The following is an 18,552-nucleotide window of genomic DNA, read 5'->3' as shown; positions in this document are numbered from 1 at the left end:
TTCCCACCAATTCCAGGTGGACCGAGTTGGAGGAATGCAGGATATGGGAGCTGTAATCGTCGAGGCCGTGCGCAGCGCGGTCGGCAAACGCAATGGTGGTCTGGCCGGGGTGCATCCGGCCGATCTGTCGGGCACGGTCCTCAACGCTCTGGTCGAGCGCGCCGGAATCGACCCCGGGATCGTGGAGGACGTGATCTGGGGGTGCGTGACCCAGGCCGGCGAGCAGACCGGTGACATCGCGCGCACTGCCGTCCTCTCGGCCGGCTGGCCCGAGACGGTGACGGGTGTGACCATCGACCGCCAGTGCGGCTCGTCTCAACAGGCGCTGAGCTTCGCCGTCGCGGTGGTCGAGTCCGGCTACCACGACGTGGTGGTGGCCGGCGGCGTCGAATCCATGACCCGTCAGCCGATGGGCAGCTCCATCACCGGCGAGGGGATCCCGTACGGGCAGGACTTCCTCGGTCGATACGACGGCACCTTGCCCAACCAGGGCGTCGGCGCCGAGATGATCGCCGAGCGGTGGGGCCTGTCCCGCACGCAGCTCGACGAGTTCGCCGTGGCCTCGCACGAGAAGGCCGCCGCCGCCCAGGACGCAGGGTTCTTCGCCGGACACATCGTCCCGGTGACCACCCCGGACGGCATCTTCGACACCGACCAGGGCATCCGACGCGGGAGCACGGTCGAGGGGTTGGCCGGGCTCAAGACCCCGTTCAAGTCCGACGGCGTGATCCACGCCGGCAACGCCTCGCAGATCTCGGACGGCTCGGCGGCGATCCTGGTGATGAGCGAGGAGGCGGCCGCCAGGTACGGCTGCACCCCGATTGCCCGTGTCCACACCGCCACCCTGGCGGGCGACGATCCGGTCATCATGCTCACGGCCCCGATCCCGGCCACCGCCAAGGCCCTCGAGCGTTCGGGCCTGACGGTCGACGACATCGGTGTGTTCGAGGTCAACGAGGCCTTCGCCTCGGTGCCGATGGCGTGGCTCGCCGAGACCGGAGCCGACCCGGCCAGGCTCAACCCCAACGGTGGCGCGATCGCGCTCGGCCATCCGCTCGGCGGCTCGGGTGCCCGGATCTTCGCCGACCTCGTCCACCACATGAAGAACCAGGGCATCACGTACGGCCTGCAGACGATGTGCGAGGGCGGTGGCCAGGCCAACGCCACCATCATCGAGCTGCTCTGACGGCCTGGCATCCTCAGCCGGCGCGCATTCTCAGCCGGCGCGCATTCTGAGCCAGCGTGCATCTGCAGCCGGCGTGCATCTGAGCGAGCGGCTGCCCGGGGACTCACAGCCGCCCCCCGCGATGAACTCCGGCCTGCGCATCTGCGCACGCCAGACGCCATCGTCGGGGGCGGCTGTGTTGTGGGCGTACGGGCGCGCGTGCGGATGCCCGGCGCGCGTGCGGATGCCCGGCGCGCGTGCGGATGCCCGGCGCGCGTGCTGATGCCCGGCGTGGGAGGGCCGGCGGGGGAGCGGGGTCGGGGCGGGTCAGGCCCCGGTGAGTACGACGGCGCGGCCGAGGACCTCCCCGCGGTCGAGCGCCTGGTAGGTCTCCGGCGCCTCCTCGAGCCCGACGCGCCGGGAGATCACGCTGCTCAGATCGAGTCTCCCGGCGGCGAGCAGCCGGATGAGTGCTGGTACGTCCTGCCGGGCGCGGGCGCCGTAGGAGCCCTTGATCTGGATCTTGCGTCGCACGACCCGCGCGAGGTCGACGTCCAGCACCGTTCCTGCCGGCGGGATCCCCACCACCACGACCCTGCCGCCCTCGCGCGCGATGTCGGTGGCCTGGCGGGTGGTGGCCGCTGACCCCAGGGCCTCGAAGGTGGTGTCGACGCCCCTGCCCCCGGTGATCTCCATGACCGCCTCGGTCGCATCGACCTGCCGCGAGTTGATCGTGTGGGTGGCGCCCATGCGCCGCGCCAGGGCCAGCTTCTCGTCGTCCACGTCGATGGCGATGACCGACTCCGCGCCACCCACCGCCGCGAGCTGGACGATGTTCTGCCCGACGCCTCCCACGGCCACGACCGCGACCGACTCGCCGGTCCGCACGTCACCGACGTTCCGCACCGCACCGTATGCGGTGAACAGCGAGCACCCCAGGATCGCCGAATCCGCGAGGTCCAGTTCTTCCGGGAGTGCGAACACCGCGGTGGCGGGGGTGACGCTGTACTCGGCGAGGCCGCCCATGGAGTACATGGAGAGCGGCTGACCGTCCGCCCGGTGGAGCCTGGTCTCCCCGTCGTAGAGCGTCCCGCGAAGACGGTTGTACTCGAAGAACGTGGAGCACAGATCCTCCATCCCGCGGGCACAGTTCTCGCACCACCCGCACGGCATGATGAACGAGCCCACCACGCGGTCGCCCGGGCGGACCGCCGTCACGCCACGGCCGACCTCGGCGACGACCCCGGAGACCTCGTGTCCCAGTACTCCGGGCAGGGGGAACCGCACCTCCCCCTTCATCACGTGCAGGTCGGTGTGGCACACCCCGCAGGCGGTGTTGTGGATCAGGACCTCACCCTCTGCCGGTTCGGGGATCGGGATGTCCTCGATCGCCAGGGGGGATTCTGTGTCGACGCACACCGCAGCCTTCATGGTGGCGACTGTACGCAGTGACGAGCGTCTCAGCGCCCTTCGGCGGTGAGGCGTTCGGTGTCCACCCCCAGAGCCGGTGCGGGCCCGGTGGACAGGTGCCTGCCGTCGAAGGTCGCGGGGTGCGCGGCCGCGAGGTAGGACCCGATCCCGGGTTGCTCCACGGGCGAGAAGAGCGGATTGGCCTCGAGATCGCCCTCCGCGACCACCTGGTCGAAGGTGCGGTACCGCTCGTGCAGCACCGACGAGTCCGCCAGCGCCCGGGTGACCTCGTCGGTGGTGTGCGCGGCGAACCACCGGGCGAACAGCGCGGACAGGACCTCGCGGTACGAGTACCTGTCGGCCTCGGTGTCGAAGTCGGCGCCGGTCGCCGACTCCAGGGCGTCGACGGCATCCCGGGTACCGGTCACCCGCGCCAGGTCGTGGAAGTGTCTGGTGGTCAGGGCGACGACCATCACGCGGCCCCCGTCGGCGGTGGTGAAGTCTCTGCCGAAGGTGCCGTAGACGTAGTTGCCCACGGCAGGACGCGAGGAGCCGTCGATCTGAGGTTCGGTGAGGTAGCCCAGCGTGCCGGCGGTGGCCAGCGCGACGTCGTCGAGAGGCAGGACGATCCGTCGGCCCCGGCCTGTCCTCTCGCGGTCACGGACTGCGGACACCACGGCCAGGGCGGCATGCAGGCCCGCCGCGACGTCCCAGGCGGGCAGGACGTGGTTGACCACCTGCCCACCACCCGGCCCACCACCCGGCCCACGACCCGGCCCACCACCCGGCCCACGACCCGGCCCACCACCCGGCCCACGACCCGGCCCACCACCCGGCCCACCGTTCTGCCCGGTGATCGCGGGAAATCCGAGGGCGGCGTTGACGGTGTAGTCCACCCCGGGGCGGCCGTCGCGGCGTCCGAGCAGTTCGAGGGTGATGACGTCGGGCCGCTCCGCCGACAGGCGCTCATGGCTCATCCAGTCGCGGCCGCCGGAGTTGGTCACGAGGATGCCGCCGCCCTCCCCGGGGGCGGTGACGAGGTCCCGCAGCGCCCGCCGACCGCGGTCGGAACGCAAGTCGAGGGTCACCGAGGACTTACCCCGGTTGAGTCCGGTCCAGTAGATCGACGTGCCGTCCGGGGCGACCGGCCAGCGGTGCACGTCGGCCGCTCCACCCACCGGATCGACCCGGATGACCTCTGCGCCGAGCTGCGCGAGCGTGAGCCCGCACAGGGGAGAGGCCACGAAGCTGGACAGTTCGACCACGCGGATCCCGCTGAGGGGTCGCGGCTCGCTCGGGTCGGTCATCGGTGGCTCCCGTGGGTCCGGTGGTGGCTATTGCCCTGCTCTCTAATTGATGATAATGGTTTAGGCATCGCTGCACCGGTTCCCGGTCACGCGAGGTTCACGACGAAGGGCGCAACATGAGCGTGCAGGCGGACACCGCGCGGTCAGGTCTCGGAGCGGGGTCGGAAGCCGCGGTGGGGCCCGGGGTCGACGCGGAGGACTTCGCTGCGATCCTCGCCGCGACCCGTGACTACATCCGGACGGTGGTGATCCCGCGTGAGCGGGAGATCGCCGACGCCGACGCCGTCCCGGACGACATCCGGACCGCGCTGGCCGAGATGGGGATGTTCGGATACGCGATCCCGCAGGAGTGGGGCGGTCTCGGGGTGAACCTGTCCCAGGACGTCGAGTTGGCGATGGAGTTCGGGTACACCAGCCTGGCCATGCGGTCGCTGTTCGGCACCAACAACGGGATCGCCGGGCAGGTCCTGGTGGGCTTCGGTACCGACGAGCAGAAGGCCGAGTGGCTGGAGCGGATCGCCTCGGGTGAGGTCATCTCGTCCTTCGCCCTGACTGAGGACGGAGCGGGGTCCAACCCGGCGGGACTGGCGACCAGGGCCGTCCGGGACGGAGGGGACTGGGTGATCGACGGAACCAAGCGGTTCATCACCAATGCCCCGGTGGCGGACCTGTTCGTGGTGTTCGCCCGGACCCGGCCCGCCGACCAGCGGGGTCCGGGCATCGCCGTGTTCCTCGTCCCCGCCGACGCGCCCGGGGTCACCGTGGGGCCGAAGGACCGGAAGATGGGGCAGGAGGGGTCCTCGACCTCCGAGGTGGTGTTCAGTGGGGTGCGGGTCCCGGCCTCGGCGCTGGTGGGCGGAGACGAGGACGCCGGGTACCGCGCGGCGATGACGTCCCTGGCCCGCGGCCGCGTGCACATCGCCGCCGTCGCCGTGGGATCGGCGCAGAGGGCGCTCGACGAGTCGCTGACCCACGCGGCCACCACCACGCAGGGGGGCACCGTCGTCGGCGACTTCCAGTTGGTGCAGGCGATGATCGCCGACCAGCAGGTGGGGGTGATGTCCGGTCGGGCCCTCGTGCGGGAGGTGGCGGCCAAGTACGTCTCGGGAGAGGACCGACGGATCGCCCCGTCCGTCGCCAAGCTGTACTGCACCGAGATGGCCGGGAAGGTCGCGGACCTGGCCGTGCAGATCCACGGCGGCACCGGGTACATGCGCGGTGTCGCGGTCGAGCGGATCTACCGGGACATCCGCCTGCTGCGCCTCTACGAGGGGACGAGTGAGATCCAGAAGCTCATCATCGGCGGCGGGCTGATGCGTGGTGCGACCCGCGAGGCCGGCGGGCGATGAGCGGTGACGGACCGCTCCCTCTCGAGGGGATCACGGTCCTGGCGGTCGAACAGGCCGTCGCCGGCCCGCTGGCCACCCGTCATCTCGCCGACCTCGGGGCCCGCGTCATCAAGGTCGAGCGCCCTGGTGAGGGTGATTTCGCACGGTCTTACGACGACGCCGTCCACGGGCAGGCCTCCCACTTCGTCTGGCTCAACAGGGGAAAGGAATCGATCGCACTCGACCTGGCCTCCGACCACGGTCGCCGGGTCGCGCTCGACCTGGCCGACCGCGCGGACGTGGTCCTGAGTAACCTGGCTCCCGGCGCGATGGAGCGGTTGGGCCTCGGAGCCGCCGCCCTCCGTGAGCGTAGGGACGAGCTCGTCGTCGTCACCCTGTCCGGTTACGGCGACGGGGGGCCGTACTCCGGCCGCAAGGCCTACGACATGCTCATCCAGGCCGAGACGGGTCTGTGTTCGATCACCGGCACCCCCGAGAGCCCCTCCAAGTCGGGCGTCCCGGTCTCCGATATCGCGACCGGGATGTACGCGCTGTCGGCCGTCCAGTCGGCGTTGTTCCGGCGGGAACGGACCGGGCGGGGCGCCACGATCGAGGTGTCCATGTTCGAGGCGACGGCCGAATGGATGGGGCACCCGATGTACGTCCGGGTGTACGAGGGCCGGCAGCTCGGTCGCATGGGGTTGTCGCACGCCTCGATCTGTCCGTACGACGCCTTTCCCACCAGGGACGCCTCGGTGCTCATCGGCGTACAGAACGACCGTGGCTGGGCGGCGCTGGTGCGCGAGGTGTTCGGACGACCGGACCTCGTCGACGACGAGCGTTACGCCACCAACATCGCCCGGGTCTCCCGCCGCGCGGAGGTGGACGCGCTGATCAGCTCCCTGTCCGGCGAGTACGGGTCCGAGGAGTTGGCGGACCGGCTCGACGCCGCCGGCGTCCCGGCGGCCAGGCTCAACGATGTCGGGGGGCTGGTCGACCACCCGCAGCTCGACGCGCGGGACCGGTGGAGACAGGTCGACACCCCCGCAGGACCCGTACGCGGACTGCGACCGCCCGTCGACTACGCAGACGTAGAGCTGCCGATGGGGCCGGTGCCCGCACTCGGGCAACACACGGACGCGATCCTGGCCGAACTGGCCGGTCGGACACGAGGAGAGGACACCCATGGCACTGCTCGAGGGTAGGACGGCGGTCGTCACCGGCGCCGCGCGCGGGATCGGGCTGGAGATCGCCCGGACCTTCGTCGACAACGGCGCGCGCGTCGTTGTGGGAGACATCGATGACGAGGCGGGCGCGGCCGCGGTCGACGAGTTGGGCGGGCAGGACAGGGCACGCTACGTGAACTGCGACGTCCGCGAGGGCGCGGCGGTCGAGCACCTGATCGACGTGGCCGAGGACGCGTTCGGGTCGCTCGGGGTGTTCGTCAACAACGCCGGGGTCACCCGCGACGCCACGATGCGCACGATGACCGAGCAGCAGTTCGACGACATCATCGCGATCCACCTCAAGGGCACGTGGAACGGCACCCGCGCCGCCGCCGGACGGATGCGCGAGCACGGGGGAGGATCGATCGTCAACGTCTCCTCGATCTCCGGGAAGGTCGGACTCAAGGGTCAGACCAACTACTCCGCCGCCAAGGCCGGGATCGTCGGGCTGACCAAGGCCGCCGCCAAGGAGGTCGCCTTCAAGAACGTGCGGGTCAACGCCATCCAGCCCGGTCTCATCCGGACCGCGATGACCCTGGCGATGCCGCAGCACGTGTGGGACGAGAAGATGGCCGAGATACCGATGGGACGGGCCGGCGAGCCCTCCGAGGTGGCGCAGGTGGTGCTCTTCCTGGCCAGCGACATGTCGAGCTACATGACCGGCACGGTCCTCGAGATCACCGGTGGCCGCCACATCTGAGCCGCGCGGCCGGGTCGGGAACGCCCGGCCGGGTCAGCCGTCGAGGTCCCACCGTATCGGCCGTGCGAGTGCCTTGTGGAACCGCTTCTCCAGATAGGTGGTGTGCTCGGTGATGTGGGCCGACATCAGGTGGGACGACGTGTCCCCGTCGCCGTCCGCGATGGCGGCGTAGATCTCCTCGTGGATGTCGCAGGTCAATTCGCGCTGTCGCCTGGGATAGGTGATGCCCATCGAAGCGCCGGCGATCAACCCGCTCAGTGCGTCGAAGAGATAACCGAAGAGCGCGTTCCCGGAGCTCCAGGCCACGAGCTCGTGGAAGCGCTCGGAGTTCGCGGAGAAGGCGGCCTGGTCGGTCAGCTGCTCCCGGGTCAGGCGGAGGTTCTCGGCGAGTCGGGCCAGGCCGGCATCGTCGATCCTCGCGGTGGCCAGACGGGCGACGGTGGGCTCCAACGCCGTGCGGGCCTCCATGATCGTGGAGAACGGTGCGTTCTCGAACTGCAGGAGCAGGCTCAGGGTGGCGGCGAGCGTCCCACCGTCCGGTTGCTGCACGATCGGTCCGCCACCCGGGCCGGGCTTGAGCATGAGGACGCCCTGCAGCTCCAGGTAGCGCAGCGATTCCCGCAGCGTGCCGCGGCCGACCCCGTAGTGCTCGAGCATGAGGTGTTCCGGCGGCAACCGGTCACCGACGGTGTTGCCGCGACGGGAGATGTCCTCGACGATCTGCTGGGCCACCAGGAGGGCGGTCTTCTTGGGACGACCCATCCCCGGACGAGCGCCGCCTCCTGAACTCATGACAACCATTATCCCCGTTTCGATCGTCAGGGCATGAGAACGGTGAACGACCAGTCCAGGACGGGAGCGTCGCCGTCGTCGCGGTGGGCGGTGACGAGTGACCGGAGGTCGAGCGCCGTCCCGCCGCCGGGGAGGTCGTCAGCTGCCCCCACCACGAGGTCGCTGCTCAGGGTGTCGCCCTCGCGAACCGGGCCCAGGTGGTCACACGAGTGCCAGCCGAGCACGGTGAGCATCGTCGGCAGTGCGCGGGTGGCCTGGGCCAGTGCGAGCCCGATGGTGTGGCCACCGTAGACCAGCCTGCCGGTCCCCGAGACGCGGGCGTCGTGGTGCGTCTGGGCGATGTTGGTGGTGAGCCGGGCCAGCTCCGGGGCACCGGAGACCACGTCGGCCCCGGGTCGCAAAACGGTTCCCTCGGCCGGGAGGGGGTCGCCGGCCCCGGGGACCGCGGCGCGGTACGCGGCCACGTCCCACCCGGCTGGCGTGGCCCACGGCGGGGTGGGGGCGACGCCGACCGTCGTCAGGTCGTCGGCGTGCTCGCACGACGCCGGATCGATGCCCGGCGTGAGCGGAAGCATGGCGCACCGGTGGAAGTCCAGGACGGTCCGCCCGTCCTGGTCGGTGGTGGTCACCCTCAGGGCGGCCAGTCCGGTGGGGGCGCGACCCGGTGAAGCGCGGGTGGTCCTCAGCCCGACGACCTCGGTCCTGGTGGACAGGGTGTCCCCGATCGCGGGCGCCGTGTGCAGACGCAGACCGCGGTAGAAGAGGTTGGCCCTGACGCGCTGGGTGAGGACGGAGGACTGACCGACCGCCACGTCGACGACCAGGCCGGGGTGGGCCACCGTGCCGCCCGTGACGGTCTGGGCGAGATGGCGGTCCAGGGGGAGCCTCAGGCGATCGCCGAGGATCGCCTGATGGCTGGCGGCGAGCCCGTCCGTGAGGGTGACGGCCGGGGCGTCGACGATGACCTGACCCACCGCCAGCTGATCGAAGTGGGGTCCGCCGACGGGGAGGTGGCCGCGACTGTCCATGACCGCCATCCTAGGCAATCCATGAGCATGATTATTGACGGATGTTCGGCGGGTTGGGACGATGGGCCGACGTCCACCCGGGCGGACGACCGAGCGACGACGACGAGGTGCTGCGCGGTGCCGGACCTGAACGAGGACGAGGCCTACCTGGTCGCGACCGTGCGCGGGTTCATCGACCGCGAGGTCAGGCCGTCCGTCCGTGCGACCGAACACGCGGACTCGTACCCCGAACGCTGGATCGAGCAGATGAAGCAGATCGGGATCTACGGTCTTGCCGTGCCCGAGGAGTACGGCGGGATGCCGGTCTCGATGCCCTGCTTCGTGCACGTGACCGAGGAGCTCGCCCGCGGGTGGATGTCGCTCGCCGGTGCCATGGGCGGGCACACCGTGGTGGCCACGCTGCTCACCCGGTTCGGGACCGCGGAGCAGAAATCCGCCTACCTGCCGAGGATGGCGACGGGGGAGGTGCGGGCGACCATGGCGCTCACGGAGCCGGGAGGGGGATCGGACCTCCAGGCCATGGGAACCACCGCCCTTCGCGACGGCGACGACCTCGTGATCACCGGCGCCAAGACGTGGATCTCCAACGCGCGCCGTTCCGGCCTCATCGCGCTGCTCTGCAAGACGGATCCCGCGGCCACTCCCGCGCACAGGGGGATCTCGATCGTCCTGGTCGAACACGGGCCCGGTCTGACCGTCTCCAGGGACCTGTCCAAGCTGGGGTACAAGGGCGTCGAGACGTGTGAGTTGGCGTTCGACGGCTATCGCACGCCCGTCACGCAGATCCTCGGCGGGGAGCCGGGGCGGGGGTTCGCCCAGATGATGACGGGCCTGGAGACCGGACGGATCCAGGTCGCGGGCCGTGCCCTCGGGGTCGCGGCGGCCGCCCTGGAGGACTCGCTCGCCTACGCGCAGCAACGGGAGTCGTTCGGCCAACCGATCTGGAAGCACCAGGCGATCGGCCATCGCCTGGCCGACATGGCCACCAGGCTCTCCGCCGCGCGCCGGCTCACGCTCCACGCGGCGGAGCGTGCCGACGCCGGCGAGCGCTGCGACATGGAGGCGGGGATGGCCAAGCTCTTCGCCTCCGAGGCCGCCATGGAGATCGCGCTCGACGCGGTACGGATCCACGGCGGCTACGGGTACTCCACGGAGTACGACGTCGAGCGGTACTTCCGGGACGCCCCGCTCATGATCGTGGGCGAGGGGACCAACGAGATCCAACGCAACGTCATCGCATCGTAACTGGTGCAGCGAGGAGGACTGTCATGAGGGTGTTCGAGGGGCTGGAGCAGCTCGAGGCCGAACTCGGCCGACACGTGGGGTACAGCGACTGGTTGGAGATCACGCAGGACCGGATCGACGCGTTCGCCGAGGCCACCGGGGACCACCAGTGGATCCACGTGGATCCCGTCCGCGCCGCGCAGGGGCCGTACGGCGCCACCATCGCCCACGGGTACCTGACGCTGTCCCTGCTGCCGGTGCTGGGGGCGGAGGTTCTGGACATCCGGGGATTCCGGATGATGATCAACTACGGCGTCGACAAGGTCCGGTTCCCGGCCCCGGTCCCGGTGGGCTCGCGGATCCGTGCGGGCATCGAACTCACTTCGCTCCAGCGCAAGTCCGCCGGAGTCCAGCTCAACAGTCTGGTGACCGTGGAGGTCGAGGGCTCCGACCGTCCGGCGGTCGTGGCCGAGACCGTCCGGATGATGGTCGAGTGAGGCGGGGGCCGAGTCCCACGAATTCACGATGAGTTAACTCACAGTCGTGTGATTCGGGCGTAGCGTGACTCTCAACGGTCGGTGGGGAAGCCGACCGTCGGGAGGTCCCAGCCGATGATCGACGCACTCGATCGGGAGGGGGCCGGCACCCGGCCCCGTCACCACCAGGTGACCTGAGCCGACCGGTCCACCCCCAGCTCGCCCGCGGTGCCGCGGGCCAGGAGTCCGCCGTGACCGACACCGTACGCACCTACGTCCTCGACACCTCGGTTCTGCTCTCTGACCCGTGGGCCGTCACCCGCTTCGCCGAGCACCGCGTGGTGCTGCCCATCGCGGTGATCGGGGAGCTGGAGGGCAAGCGACACCACCCCGAGCTCGGCTACTTCGCCCGAGAGGCCCTCCGACTCCTCGAGGACCTGCGCCTGCGCCACGGACGGCTCGACGGCGACCTGCCCATCACCGACGAGGGCGGCACCCTGCGGGTGGAGCTCAACCACACGGACCAGACGATCCTGCCGACCGGCTTCCGGAACACCGGCGAGGATTCCCGGATCCTGGCGTGCGCGCTCAACCTCCGCGCGGAGGGCCAGGACACCGTCCTCGTCTCCAAAGACGTGCCGCTGCGCGTCAAGGCCGGATCGGTGGGTCTGCCCGCAGACGAGTACCACGCCCAGGACGTGGTGCTGACCGGGTACAGCGGGGTGGCCGACCTGCCCGCCACCCAGGATCTCGTGGACACCCTGTTCTCCGACGGTGGGGCGTCGCCGCTCGCGGCCCGCGCGGCCGGGCTGGACGTACAGGCCCCGGTCCACTGCGGTATCCGGGTCCAGACCGAGTCGTCGTCGGCACTGGCCCGCGTCACCGACGGCGGCGGATTGAAGCTGGTCCGCGGGGATGTCGAGGTGTTCGGCCTGCGGGGCCGTTCCGCCGAGCAACGCATCGCCATCGACTGTCTGCTCGACGAGTCGATCGGGATCGTCTCACTCGGGGGCCGGGCGGGAACGGGCAAGTCCGCGCTCGCCCTGTGCGCCGGGCTCGAGTCCGTCCTCGAGCGGCGCCGCCACCGCAAGATCGTCGTGTTCCGGCCCCTCTACGCCGTGGGCGGCCAGGAGCTCGGCTACCTCCCGGGCAGCGAGAGCGAGAAGATGTCGCCGTGGTCCCAGGCGGTCTTCGACACCCTCGAGGGACTGGTCAGCGAGAACGTGATCGACGAGGTGATGGACCGGGACATCCTCGAGGTGCTCCCGCTCACCCACATCCGGGGCCGGAGCCTGCACGACTCGTTCGTGATCGTCGACGAGGCGCAGTCACTCGAGCGCAACGTGCTGCTCACCGTGCTCTCCAGGCTGGGAACGGGTTCGCGGGTCGTGCTCACCCACGACGTGGCCCAGCGTGACAACCTGCGGGTCGGTCGCCACGACGGCATCCAGGCGGTGGTGGAGAAGCTCAAGGGTCATCCGTTGTTCGCGCACGTGACCCTCAACCGCTCGGAGCGGTCGGCGATCGCCGAGTTGGTGACCACGATGCTCGAGGAGTTCCACCCGGACGCCCTGCCCGGGGAGTTGCGCCGGATCCACGCCGCCTGACCGGCGCGCTGCGTGCCCGGGCGTTCCCGGGCCGGGCACGCACCGCTCCAGGGTGAGAGAGCCGGCGTCACCGCTCGCGGTCGAGCCCCGTCATCCCCAGCACGTCGAGGCGGCGGTCCAGCTCGTCCTCGCTCAGTGGGTCGGGGACGAACCCCAGGGCGATCACGGCTTCGCGGATCGTCATCCCCTCCGCCAGCGCGTGCTTGGCCACCCGGGCGGCCTCCTCGTAGCCGATGGCGGAGTTCAGCGGGGTGACGATCGAGGGCGAGGACTCGGCGTAGCGGCGCATCCTGTCGACGTCGGGCTCGATCCCGTCGATGCAGCGCTCGGCGAACAGCGTGGTGGACGTGGTGAGGATCCGAGCGGACTCCAGGACGTTTCGCGCCATCACCGGGATCGCGGTGTTGAGCTCGAAGGCCCCTGTCGCGCCGGCCCAGGCCACGGCCGCGTCGTTACCCACGACCTGGGCGGCGACCTGGGAGATGGTCTCGCAGAGTACGGGGTTGACCTTGCCGGGCATGATCGACGACCCGGGCTGCAGGTCCGGCAGGTGGACCTCGGACAAGCCCGTCATGGGACCGGATCCCATCCAGCGGACGTCGTTGGCGATCTTCGTCAGCGAGACGGCGATCGTCCGCATCGCCCCCGAGAGCTCCACCAGACCGTCACGGGCGGACTGCGCCTCGAACGGGTCCGCGGCCAGGCGCAGCTCCTCGAGCCCGGTGAGGGCGCGCAGTTCCTCGACCACCGCGGAGCCGAACCCGTCCGGTGCGTTGAGGCCGGTGCCCGCGGCCGTGCCGCCGATCGGGAGCTCGCCCACCCGGGGCAGGGTGGCGCAGACACGCTCGGCCCCGGCCCGGAGCTGGCGCGCGTACCCCCCGAACTCCTGGCCCAGGGTCACGGGGACCGCGTCCATGAGATGGGTGCGGCCGGACTTGACCACGTCCCGCCACTCGACGGACTTCCGCTCGAACGACTCGGCCAGCCCGCTCAGCGCTGGGACGAGTTCGGTCAGCGCCACCTCCGTCGCCGCGACATGGGTCGCGGTGGGGAAGGTGTCGTTGGAGGACTGCGACATGTTGACGTCGTCGTTCGGGTGCACGGTGACACCCTCGGCCGCGCACAGCGACGCGATGACCTCGTTGGCGTTCATGTTGGAACTGGTCCCGGACCCGGTCTGGAACACGTCCACGGGGAAGTGCTCGTCGACCTCCCCGTCGGCGATCCGGCCGGCCGCGGCCACGATCGCGTCGACCTTGGTCTGCTCGAGGAGCCCGAGACGACCGTTGACCGTCGCGCAGGCGGACTTGAGGAGGCCGAGGGCGCGGATCTGTGCGCGCTCGAGGCCGCTGCCGGAGACCGGAAAGTTCTCCACCGCCCGCTGCGTCTGGGCCCGCCACAGCGCATCTACCGGTACTCGGACCTCGCCCATGGTGTCGTGCTCGATACGGAATTCACTCTGGTCAGCCATACGGGCCAGAGTAGGCGTGGCCGCCGCGACGTGCAGCCGCTCCGCGGGCCCGGGCGGGTCAGCTGTCGCGGGACCCCTGACCGTAGTCGACCGCGGAGAACTCGCGGAGTTTCTCCATACGGTGGCGGGCCTCGACGTGCCGCACGGTACCCGACTTGGACCGCATGACCAGGGACCTGGTGACCGCGCCGTTGGAGCGGTAGCTCACGCCGCGGACCATGTCGCCGTTGGTGATGCCGGTCGCCGCGAAGAAGCAGTTGTCGCCCTTGACCAGGTCGTCGGTGCCGAGGAACGCGTCGACGTCGAGACCGGCGTCGACCGCCTTCTGGCGTTCGGCGTCGTCCTGGGGCCAGAGCTGCCCCTGGATCTCGCCGCCCATGCACTTCATGGCGCAGGCGGTGATGATGCCCTCCGGGGTGCCGCCGATACCCATGAGCATGTCCACCGAGCTGTCGTCGGAGGCGGCGGCCACGCCGCCGGCCACGTCCCCGTCCATGATCAACCGGACCTTGGCGCCGGCCGCACGGATCTCCGCGATGAGCTCGGCGTGCCGGGGGCGGTCGAGGACGCACACCGTCATGTCCCCGACGTCGATGTTCTTGGCCTTGGCCACGGAGACGATGTTCCACTCGGTGGACTTGGACAGGTCGATGTGGCCGACCGCATCCGGTCCCACGGCGATCTTGCGCATGTAGAACACCGCGGAGGGGTCGAACATCGCGCCCCGCTCCGCGACGGCGATGACGGCGATGGAGTTGGGGCGGCCCTCGGCCATGAGGCGCGTGCCGTCGATCGGATCCACCGCCACGTCGACGGCGGGTCCGTGCCCGGTGCCGACCTTCTCGCCGTTGAACAGCATCGGCGCCTCGTCCTTCTCGCCCTCGCCGATCACCACGACGCCGTCCATGTCCACGGTGCCGATGAGCTCGCGCATGGCGTCCACGGCCGCGCCGTCACCCCCGAGCTTGTCGCCCCGGCCCACCCACCGGCCGGCCGCGAGCGCGGCGGCCTCGGTGACTCGGACGAGCTCCATGGCGAGGTTACGGTCGGGACGTAGGGCGTCTGACATGTGGCGTCGGGCTCCTCGGATAGCTGCAGGCGGACGGGCAGGGGCGGCTCGCCGCGCGATGGGGTGTCGGCGCTCATTGTTGCACCTGTCGGCCTTCGCCGGGGGCCAGGCGCCCGACATGCCCCGGCCGGGTGGGATACTCGACGCCGTGGCCGAGCCAAAACCGAGAATCCTGCAGGGTAACCGCGACATGTTCTGGTCGGTGGTGGTTCTCATGGTGATCGTCGGACTTTTCGCCGGCGTGTCCGGGCAGTGCACGTTCAGCCCGTCGGGACCCCAGCAGGGCGCGATCCCCGAGTTCGACGCCGAGGCGTCCCTGCGTCAGGACGCGAGGAGTCTGGACTTCCCGGTCCGTTCCCCGGACGTTCCGGAGGGATGGACCTCCAACTCCGGGCGCGTAGAGAGCTTCGCCGACACCACCTCGAGCCACGTGGGATGGGTGACGGGGGAGCGTAGCTTCGTCGAACTGGTCCAGTCCGACGCCCCGGAGGACGCGTTCCGGTCGCTGAACGGTGGCCCGAGGCCGAACCGGACGATCGTGCCGGTGACCGGGCGGGAGTGGACCGTGTTCACCGGTGACGACGTCCGCCCGGTGTGGGTCCTGGACCTGGACGACGTGCGGGTGGCGGTGACCGGGTCGGCCACCACCTCGGACTTCGAGGCGCTGGCCGCGGCGGTCCAGGACGCCGAACCGCTTCCCGACAGTCGATAGGCCTCGGCGACGACGAGGTGTGATCTCGACTAGGTGCGGTCGCCCGAGTCGTCGTCGCCCAGAACGGCGTCGATCCGGTCGCGTGCTCCGTCGAGGTGCTCGGTGCACCGCGCGGCGAGTTCCTCGCCGCGCTCCCAGAGCGCCAGGGAGGCGTCCAGGTCCTGCCCACCGGCCTCGAGGATGCGGACCACCTCGATCAGCTCGTCGCGGGCCTCCTCGTAGCCGAGCTGGGAGACGGGGGTCTGCTCGTCGGACATCAGGACTGCTCCTCGGTTGAGTCAGGCTCGGGTGTGGCGGGCGCGGGTGTGGTGGGCTCGGTTGTGGTGGCGGCGGTCCGGCCCGCGGCGGGGGTGGAGCCCAGGACCGCGGCGGACAGGGCCCCGTCCGAGACCCGGATACGCAGCTGGGATCCGGGTGGCGCGTGGGCGATCGACGAGACCACCCGTCCGTCGTGATCCCCCGCGACGGACTGGACCACCGCGTACCCGCGGGCCAGGGTGGCGGCCGGTCCGAGTGTGGTGAGTCGCGCCGCGAGGTGGCCGAGTGACGTGGACTCGGTCTGGATGATCCGGGTGATGTCGCGGCGGGCCGCCCGGAGAGCCTCGGCCACCACCTCGGCCCGGGACTCCACGATCCCGTACGGGTTCGCCATGACGGGTCGGGAGCGGATCGCGGCGAGCTGTGCGCGCTCCCGCTCCACCCATCCTCGCAGTGCGCGCGCGGTCCTCGCGCGGGCGTCGGCGATCCTGCGCCGCTCCTCGACGACGTCCGGGACCACCCGTTTGGCGGCGTCGGTGGGGGTGGCCGCGCGCAGGTCGGCGACCAGATCGGACAGGGGGGAGTCCGGTTCGTGCCCGATCGCGCTGACCACGGGTGTGCGACATCGCGAGATCGCCCGGACCAGGGCCTCGTCCGAGAACGGGAGCAGGTCCTCGACCGAACCCCCGCCGCGGGCGAGGATGATCACGTCGACGACGGGGTCGGCGTCGAGTTCGGCCAGCGCCTCCAGGATCTGGGGGACGGCCGACGGCCCCTGCACCGCGGTGTTGCGGACGGCGAACCGCACGTCCGGCCACCGCCCGCGGGACACCTCGACCACGTCCCGCTCGGCCGCACTCGCGCGTCCGGTGACCAGTCCCACGCAGGTGGGGAGGAACGGCAGCGGTCGCTTGAGCCGCGGATCGAACAGGCCCTCGGCGGCGAGGGCCTGCTTGAGCCGCTCGATGCGGGCGAGGAGCTCGCCTATGCCCACCGGACGGATCTCGGAGACCTGGAGCGAGAACGACCCACGACCGGTGTAGAAGCGGGGGGTTCCGCGGATCACGACCCGGCTGCCCTCGGTCACCGGCACCGGAGCCTCGGAGATGAGCCGGGGCGGGCAGGTGAGGGTCAGAGAATTGTCCACCGAGGGGTCGCGCAGGGTGAGGAATGCGGTCCGGGTGCCGGGGCGCAGGCTCAACTGGGTGATCTGGCCCTCGACCCAGACGGCGCCGAGCCGGTGGATCCAGTTGGCGATCTGGTCCGAGACCACCCGGACCGGCCACGGCTGTTCGGGGGTGCTGGGGGACCTCGAGGTTCCGGCGGTCACGTGGAGCGCGGGGTGACGCGGCCGGTCGGGACATCGGGGTCGTCACCGTCGTCACCCGCGCCGCCGTCCGCGCTCGCCGCGGTGCCGTACCGGGCGCTGCCCCCGGGTGTGTCGAGATCCTCGTCGAACGTCGCCCATTCCGGTTGATCCGATCGGGCGGGGAACACCGCCGCGATCACCCGGTCCCCCTTGACCGCGAGCTCCGCGACGGCCTGACCGGCGTGGAGATACGTCTGCACCAGGTTGCCGGCGACCTTCACCGGGACCGTGGGAAGCGAGACCGCCGCCTGGACCGCACGCCCGGGGAGCTCCGCGGCGTATTCGACCGCGGAGGCGGCCACGCCGATGGAGACGCGGGTGAGGAAGAAGGGTCGGAGCATGGGAACCTCTCTGCCGGGGGGCGTCCGGGAGGCGTGATGGTCGGAATCCAGTATGAACCGTACCCTGGTGCCATGACCGAGCAGACCGACATGATCGCCGAACCGGCAACCAAGCGAGTGCTTCTCGCGGAACCGCGTGGCTATTGCGCCGGCGTCGACCGGGCCGTCGAGACGGTCGAGAAGGCCCTGGCCAAGCACGGTGCACCGCTGTACGTGCGCAAGGAGATCGTCCACAACAAGCACGTGGTGGAGTCGTTCACCGACCAGGGCGTGATCTTTGTCGACGAGACGGACGAGGTCCCGCACGGGTCGAACCTGGTGTTCTCGGCCCACGGGGTCTCCCCGGCCGTCCGCGAGAGCGCCCTGCAACTGGAGTTGACCACGTTCGACGCGACCTGCCCGCTCGTCACCAAGGTCCACACCGAGGTCAAGCGCTTCGCCCGGGAGGGGTACTTGATCCTGCTGGTCGGCCACGAGGGCCACGAGGAGGTCGAGGGGACCGCGGGAGAGGCGCCCGACGTGGTGACCCTGGTCGACGGCCCGGAGTCCGTCGACGCCCTGGACATCCCCGTCGACACCGAGAAGCTCATCTGGCTCTCGCAGACGACTCTCAGCGTCGACGAGACCATGGAGACGGTCCGCCGGCTCAAGGAGAAGTACCCGACGCTGATCGACCCGCCGTCGGACGACATCTGCTACGCGACGCAGAACCGGCAGGTCGCGGTCAAGACCATGGCACCGCAATGCGACCTGGTGATCGTGGTGGGGTCGAAGAACTCGTCTAACTCGGTCCGGCTCGTCGAGGTGGCCCTGCAGGCCGGTGCGCGCGACGCCCACCTGGTCGACTACGCCAAGGAGATCGACACCTCGTGGCTCGAGGGTGTCACCACGGTGGGCGTGACCTCGGGCGCGTCCGTCCCCGAGTTGCTGGTGCGCGGGGTGGTGGACCTGCTGGCCGACCACGGTTACAACGACGTCTCCTCGGTGCGGACCGCGCAGGAGACCATCACGTTCTCCCTGCCCCGCGAGCTCCGGGTTCCCAAGAAGGTCTAGGAGACTGCTGAACAAG

At 70.5% G+C, this 18,552-nt stretch carries 18 protein-coding genes; 9 read left to right on the top strand and 9 right to left on the bottom strand.

The features are described 5' to 3' along the window. The first annotated feature begins 43 nt into the window (after nucleotides 1–43). Nucleotides 44–1,186, top strand: coding sequence for a thiolase family protein (locus H483_RS22400; protein ID WP_017835488.1), 1,143 nt, complete (start codon nucleotides 44–46; stop codon nucleotides 1,184–1,186). A 306-nt stretch (nucleotides 1,187–1,492) separates the two neighbouring features. Here the strand turns inward: H483_RS22400 and H483_RS22395 are convergent, their stop codons facing one another. Then, nucleotides 1,493–2,596, bottom strand: a complete 1,104-nt coding sequence (locus tag H483_RS22395) for a zinc-binding dehydrogenase (protein WP_017835487.1) — start codon at nucleotides 2,594–2,596, stop codon at nucleotides 1,493–1,495. Between the two features lie 29 nt (nucleotides 2,597–2,625). Then, a complete protein-coding gene (locus tag H483_RS22390) occupies nucleotides 2,626–3,882 on the bottom strand; it encodes a CoA transferase (RefSeq protein ID WP_017835486.1) in 1,257 nt (418 codons plus the stop codon). A gap of 116 nt (nucleotides 3,883–3,998) precedes the next feature. On the opposite strand from H483_RS22390, the gene H483_RS22385 reads away from it, so the two are divergent. From H483_RS22385 to fabG, 3 genes are read left to right on the top strand one after another with little or no spacing between them, the layout of a single operon-like run. Continuing rightward, nucleotides 3,999–5,231 (top strand): acyl-CoA dehydrogenase family protein, encoded by a 1,233-nt coding sequence (locus H483_RS22385; RefSeq protein ID WP_017835485.1) that lies wholly within the window; start codon nucleotides 3,999–4,001, stop codon nucleotides 5,229–5,231. Beyond that, nucleotides 5,228–6,415, top strand: a complete 1,188-nt coding sequence (locus H483_RS22380; RefSeq protein WP_017835484.1) for a CaiB/BaiF CoA-transferase family protein — start codon at nucleotides 5,228–5,230, stop codon at nucleotides 6,413–6,415. The genes H483_RS22385 and H483_RS22380 overlap by 4 nt, the downstream gene beginning before the upstream one ends. Beyond that, a complete protein-coding gene (gene fabG / locus H483_RS22375) occupies nucleotides 6,396–7,136 on the top strand; it encodes a 3-oxoacyl-ACP reductase FabG (protein WP_017835483.1) in 741 nt (246 codons plus the stop codon). Before H483_RS22380 ends, fabG begins: the two co-directional genes overlap by 20 nt. A 33-nt stretch (nucleotides 7,137–7,169) precedes the next feature. Here the strand turns inward: fabG and H483_RS22370 are convergent, their stop codons facing one another. Together H483_RS22370 and H483_RS22365 are read right to left on the bottom strand one after the other, a co-directional pair. Beyond that, on the bottom strand, nucleotides 7,170–7,928 hold the full coding sequence (locus tag H483_RS22370) for a FadR/GntR family transcriptional regulator (protein WP_238556205.1): 759 nt from the start codon (nucleotides 7,926–7,928) through the stop codon (nucleotides 7,170–7,172). A 26-nt stretch (nucleotides 7,929–7,954) separates the two neighbouring features. Beyond that, the gene (locus H483_RS22365; RefSeq protein ID WP_017835481.1) at nucleotides 7,955–8,956 is read right to left on the bottom strand and encodes a MaoC family dehydratase; all 1,002 of its coding nucleotides are present in this window, start codon (nucleotides 8,954–8,956) and stop codon (nucleotides 7,955–7,957) included. A gap of 117 nt (nucleotides 8,957–9,073) precedes the next feature. Here H483_RS22365 and H483_RS22360 point away from each other — a divergent pair, with 117 nt between their 5' ends. From H483_RS22360 to H483_RS22350, 3 genes are all read left to right on the top strand, one after another. Further along, the gene (locus tag H483_RS22360) at nucleotides 9,074–10,201 is read left to right on the top strand and encodes an acyl-CoA dehydrogenase family protein (RefSeq protein ID WP_017835480.1); all 1,128 of its coding nucleotides are present in this window, start codon (nucleotides 9,074–9,076) and stop codon (nucleotides 10,199–10,201) included. A gap of 23 nt (nucleotides 10,202–10,224) precedes the next feature. Then, nucleotides 10,225–10,677, top strand: a complete 453-nt coding sequence (locus tag H483_RS22355) for a MaoC family dehydratase (RefSeq protein ID WP_017835479.1) — start codon at nucleotides 10,225–10,227, stop codon at nucleotides 10,675–10,677. A 230-nt stretch (nucleotides 10,678–10,907) separates the two neighbouring features. Beyond that, nucleotides 10,908–12,263, top strand: a complete 1,356-nt coding sequence (locus H483_RS22350; RefSeq protein ID WP_017835478.1) for a PhoH family protein — start codon at nucleotides 10,908–10,910, stop codon at nucleotides 12,261–12,263. Nucleotides 12,264–12,330: 67 nt separating this feature from the next. Here the strand turns inward: H483_RS22350 and H483_RS22345 are convergent, their stop codons facing one another. Then, the gene (locus H483_RS22345; RefSeq protein WP_017835477.1) at nucleotides 12,331–13,734 is read right to left on the bottom strand and encodes a class II fumarate hydratase; all 1,404 of its coding nucleotides are present in this window, start codon (nucleotides 13,732–13,734) and stop codon (nucleotides 12,331–12,333) included. A gap of 58 nt (nucleotides 13,735–13,792) precedes the next feature. Next, on the bottom strand, nucleotides 13,793–14,803 hold the full coding sequence (gene glpX / locus H483_RS22340; RefSeq protein WP_017835476.1) for a class II fructose-bisphosphatase: 1,011 nt from the start codon (nucleotides 14,801–14,803) through the stop codon (nucleotides 13,793–13,795). 148 nt (nucleotides 14,804–14,951) lie between these two features. Between glpX and H483_RS22335 the strand changes: the two genes are divergently transcribed. Next, nucleotides 14,952–15,515 (top strand): DUF4245 domain-containing protein, encoded by a 564-nt coding sequence (locus tag H483_RS22335; RefSeq protein WP_081615069.1) that lies wholly within the window; start codon nucleotides 14,952–14,954, stop codon nucleotides 15,513–15,515. Nucleotides 15,516–15,544: 29 nt separating this feature from the next. Here the strand turns inward: H483_RS22335 and H483_RS22330 are convergent, their stop codons facing one another. Genes H483_RS22330 through H483_RS22320 form a run of 3 tightly spaced genes read right to left on the bottom strand, consistent with a single transcriptional unit; the run spans nucleotide 15,545 to nucleotide 17,483 of the window. Continuing rightward, on the bottom strand, nucleotides 15,545–15,772 hold the full coding sequence (locus H483_RS22330) for an exodeoxyribonuclease VII small subunit (protein ID WP_017835474.1): 228 nt from the start codon (nucleotides 15,770–15,772) through the stop codon (nucleotides 15,545–15,547). Beyond that, complete coding sequence (gene xseA, locus H483_RS22325; protein WP_017835473.1) at nucleotides 15,772–17,103, bottom strand: exodeoxyribonuclease VII large subunit; 1,332 nt, start codon at nucleotides 17,101–17,103, stop codon at nucleotides 15,772–15,774. Before xseA ends, H483_RS22330 begins: the two co-directional genes overlap by 1 nt. Beyond that, complete coding sequence (locus H483_RS22320; protein WP_017835472.1) at nucleotides 17,100–17,483, bottom strand: hypothetical protein; 384 nt, start codon at nucleotides 17,481–17,483, stop codon at nucleotides 17,100–17,102. Before H483_RS22320 ends, xseA begins: the two co-directional genes overlap by 4 nt. A gap of 72 nt (nucleotides 17,484–17,555) precedes the next feature. On the opposite strand from H483_RS22320, the gene H483_RS22315 reads away from it, so the two are divergent. Next, the gene (locus tag H483_RS22315; protein ID WP_031264450.1) at nucleotides 17,556–18,536 is read left to right on the top strand and encodes a 4-hydroxy-3-methylbut-2-enyl diphosphate reductase; all 981 of its coding nucleotides are present in this window, start codon (nucleotides 17,556–17,558) and stop codon (nucleotides 18,534–18,536) included. Nucleotides 18,537–18,552 lie beyond the last annotated feature (16 nt).

Source organism: Dietzia sp. UCD-THP, assembly GCF_000349585.1.
GTDB classification, from domain to species: Bacteria; Actinomycetota; Actinomycetes; order Mycobacteriales; family Mycobacteriaceae; genus Dietzia; species Dietzia natronolimnaea_A.
The sequence above is the reverse complement of the archived record's forward strand: the minus strand, read 5'-3'. Positions and strand labels throughout refer to the sequence as shown.

What these genes read in the sequence shown, in the direction of transcription:
- H483_RS22400 (WP_017835488.1), top strand. Translation starts at nt 44, where the DNA reads ATGGGAGCTGTAATCGTCGAGGCCGTGCGCAGCGCGGTCGGCAAACGC.
- H483_RS22370 (WP_238556205.1), bottom strand. Translation starts at nt 7,928, where the DNA reads ATGAGTTCAGGAGGCGGCGCTCGTCCGGGGATGGGTCGTCCCAAGAAG.
- H483_RS22395 (WP_017835487.1), bottom strand. Translation starts at nt 2,596, where the DNA reads ATGAAGGCTGCGGTGTGCGTCGACACAGAATCCCCCCTGGCGATCGAG.
- glpX (WP_017835476.1), bottom strand. Translation starts at nt 14,803, where the DNA reads ATGTCAGACGCCCTACGTCCCGACCGTAACCTCGCCATGGAGCTCGTC.
- H483_RS22380 (WP_017835484.1), top strand. Translation starts at nt 5,228, where the DNA reads ATGAGCGGTGACGGACCGCTCCCTCTCGAGGGGATCACGGTCCTGGCG.
- H483_RS22315 (WP_031264450.1), top strand. Translation starts at nt 17,556, where the DNA reads ATGACCGAGCAGACCGACATGATCGCCGAACCGGCAACCAAGCGAGTG.
- H483_RS22385 (WP_017835485.1), top strand. Translation starts at nt 3,999, where the DNA reads ATGAGCGTGCAGGCGGACACCGCGCGGTCAGGTCTCGGAGCGGGGTCG.
- H483_RS22345 (WP_017835477.1), bottom strand. Translation starts at nt 13,734, where the DNA reads ATGGCTGACCAGAGTGAATTCCGTATCGAGCACGACACCATGGGCGAG.
- H483_RS22330 (WP_017835474.1), bottom strand. Translation starts at nt 15,772, where the DNA reads ATGTCCGACGAGCAGACCCCCGTCTCCCAGCTCGGCTACGAGGAGGCC.
- H483_RS22320 (WP_017835472.1), bottom strand. Translation starts at nt 17,483, where the DNA reads ATGCTCCGACCCTTCTTCCTCACCCGCGTCTCCATCGGCGTGGCCGCC.
- fabG (WP_017835483.1), top strand. Translation starts at nt 6,396, where the DNA reads ATGGCACTGCTCGAGGGTAGGACGGCGGTCGTCACCGGCGCCGCGCGC.
- H483_RS22390 (WP_017835486.1), bottom strand. Translation starts at nt 3,882, where the DNA reads ATGACCGACCCGAGCGAGCCGCGACCCCTCAGCGGGATCCGCGTGGTC.
- H483_RS22355 (WP_017835479.1), top strand. Translation starts at nt 10,225, where the DNA reads ATGAGGGTGTTCGAGGGGCTGGAGCAGCTCGAGGCCGAACTCGGCCGA.
- H483_RS22365 (WP_017835481.1), bottom strand. Translation starts at nt 8,956, where the DNA reads ATGGACAGTCGCGGCCACCTCCCCGTCGGCGGACCCCACTTCGATCAG.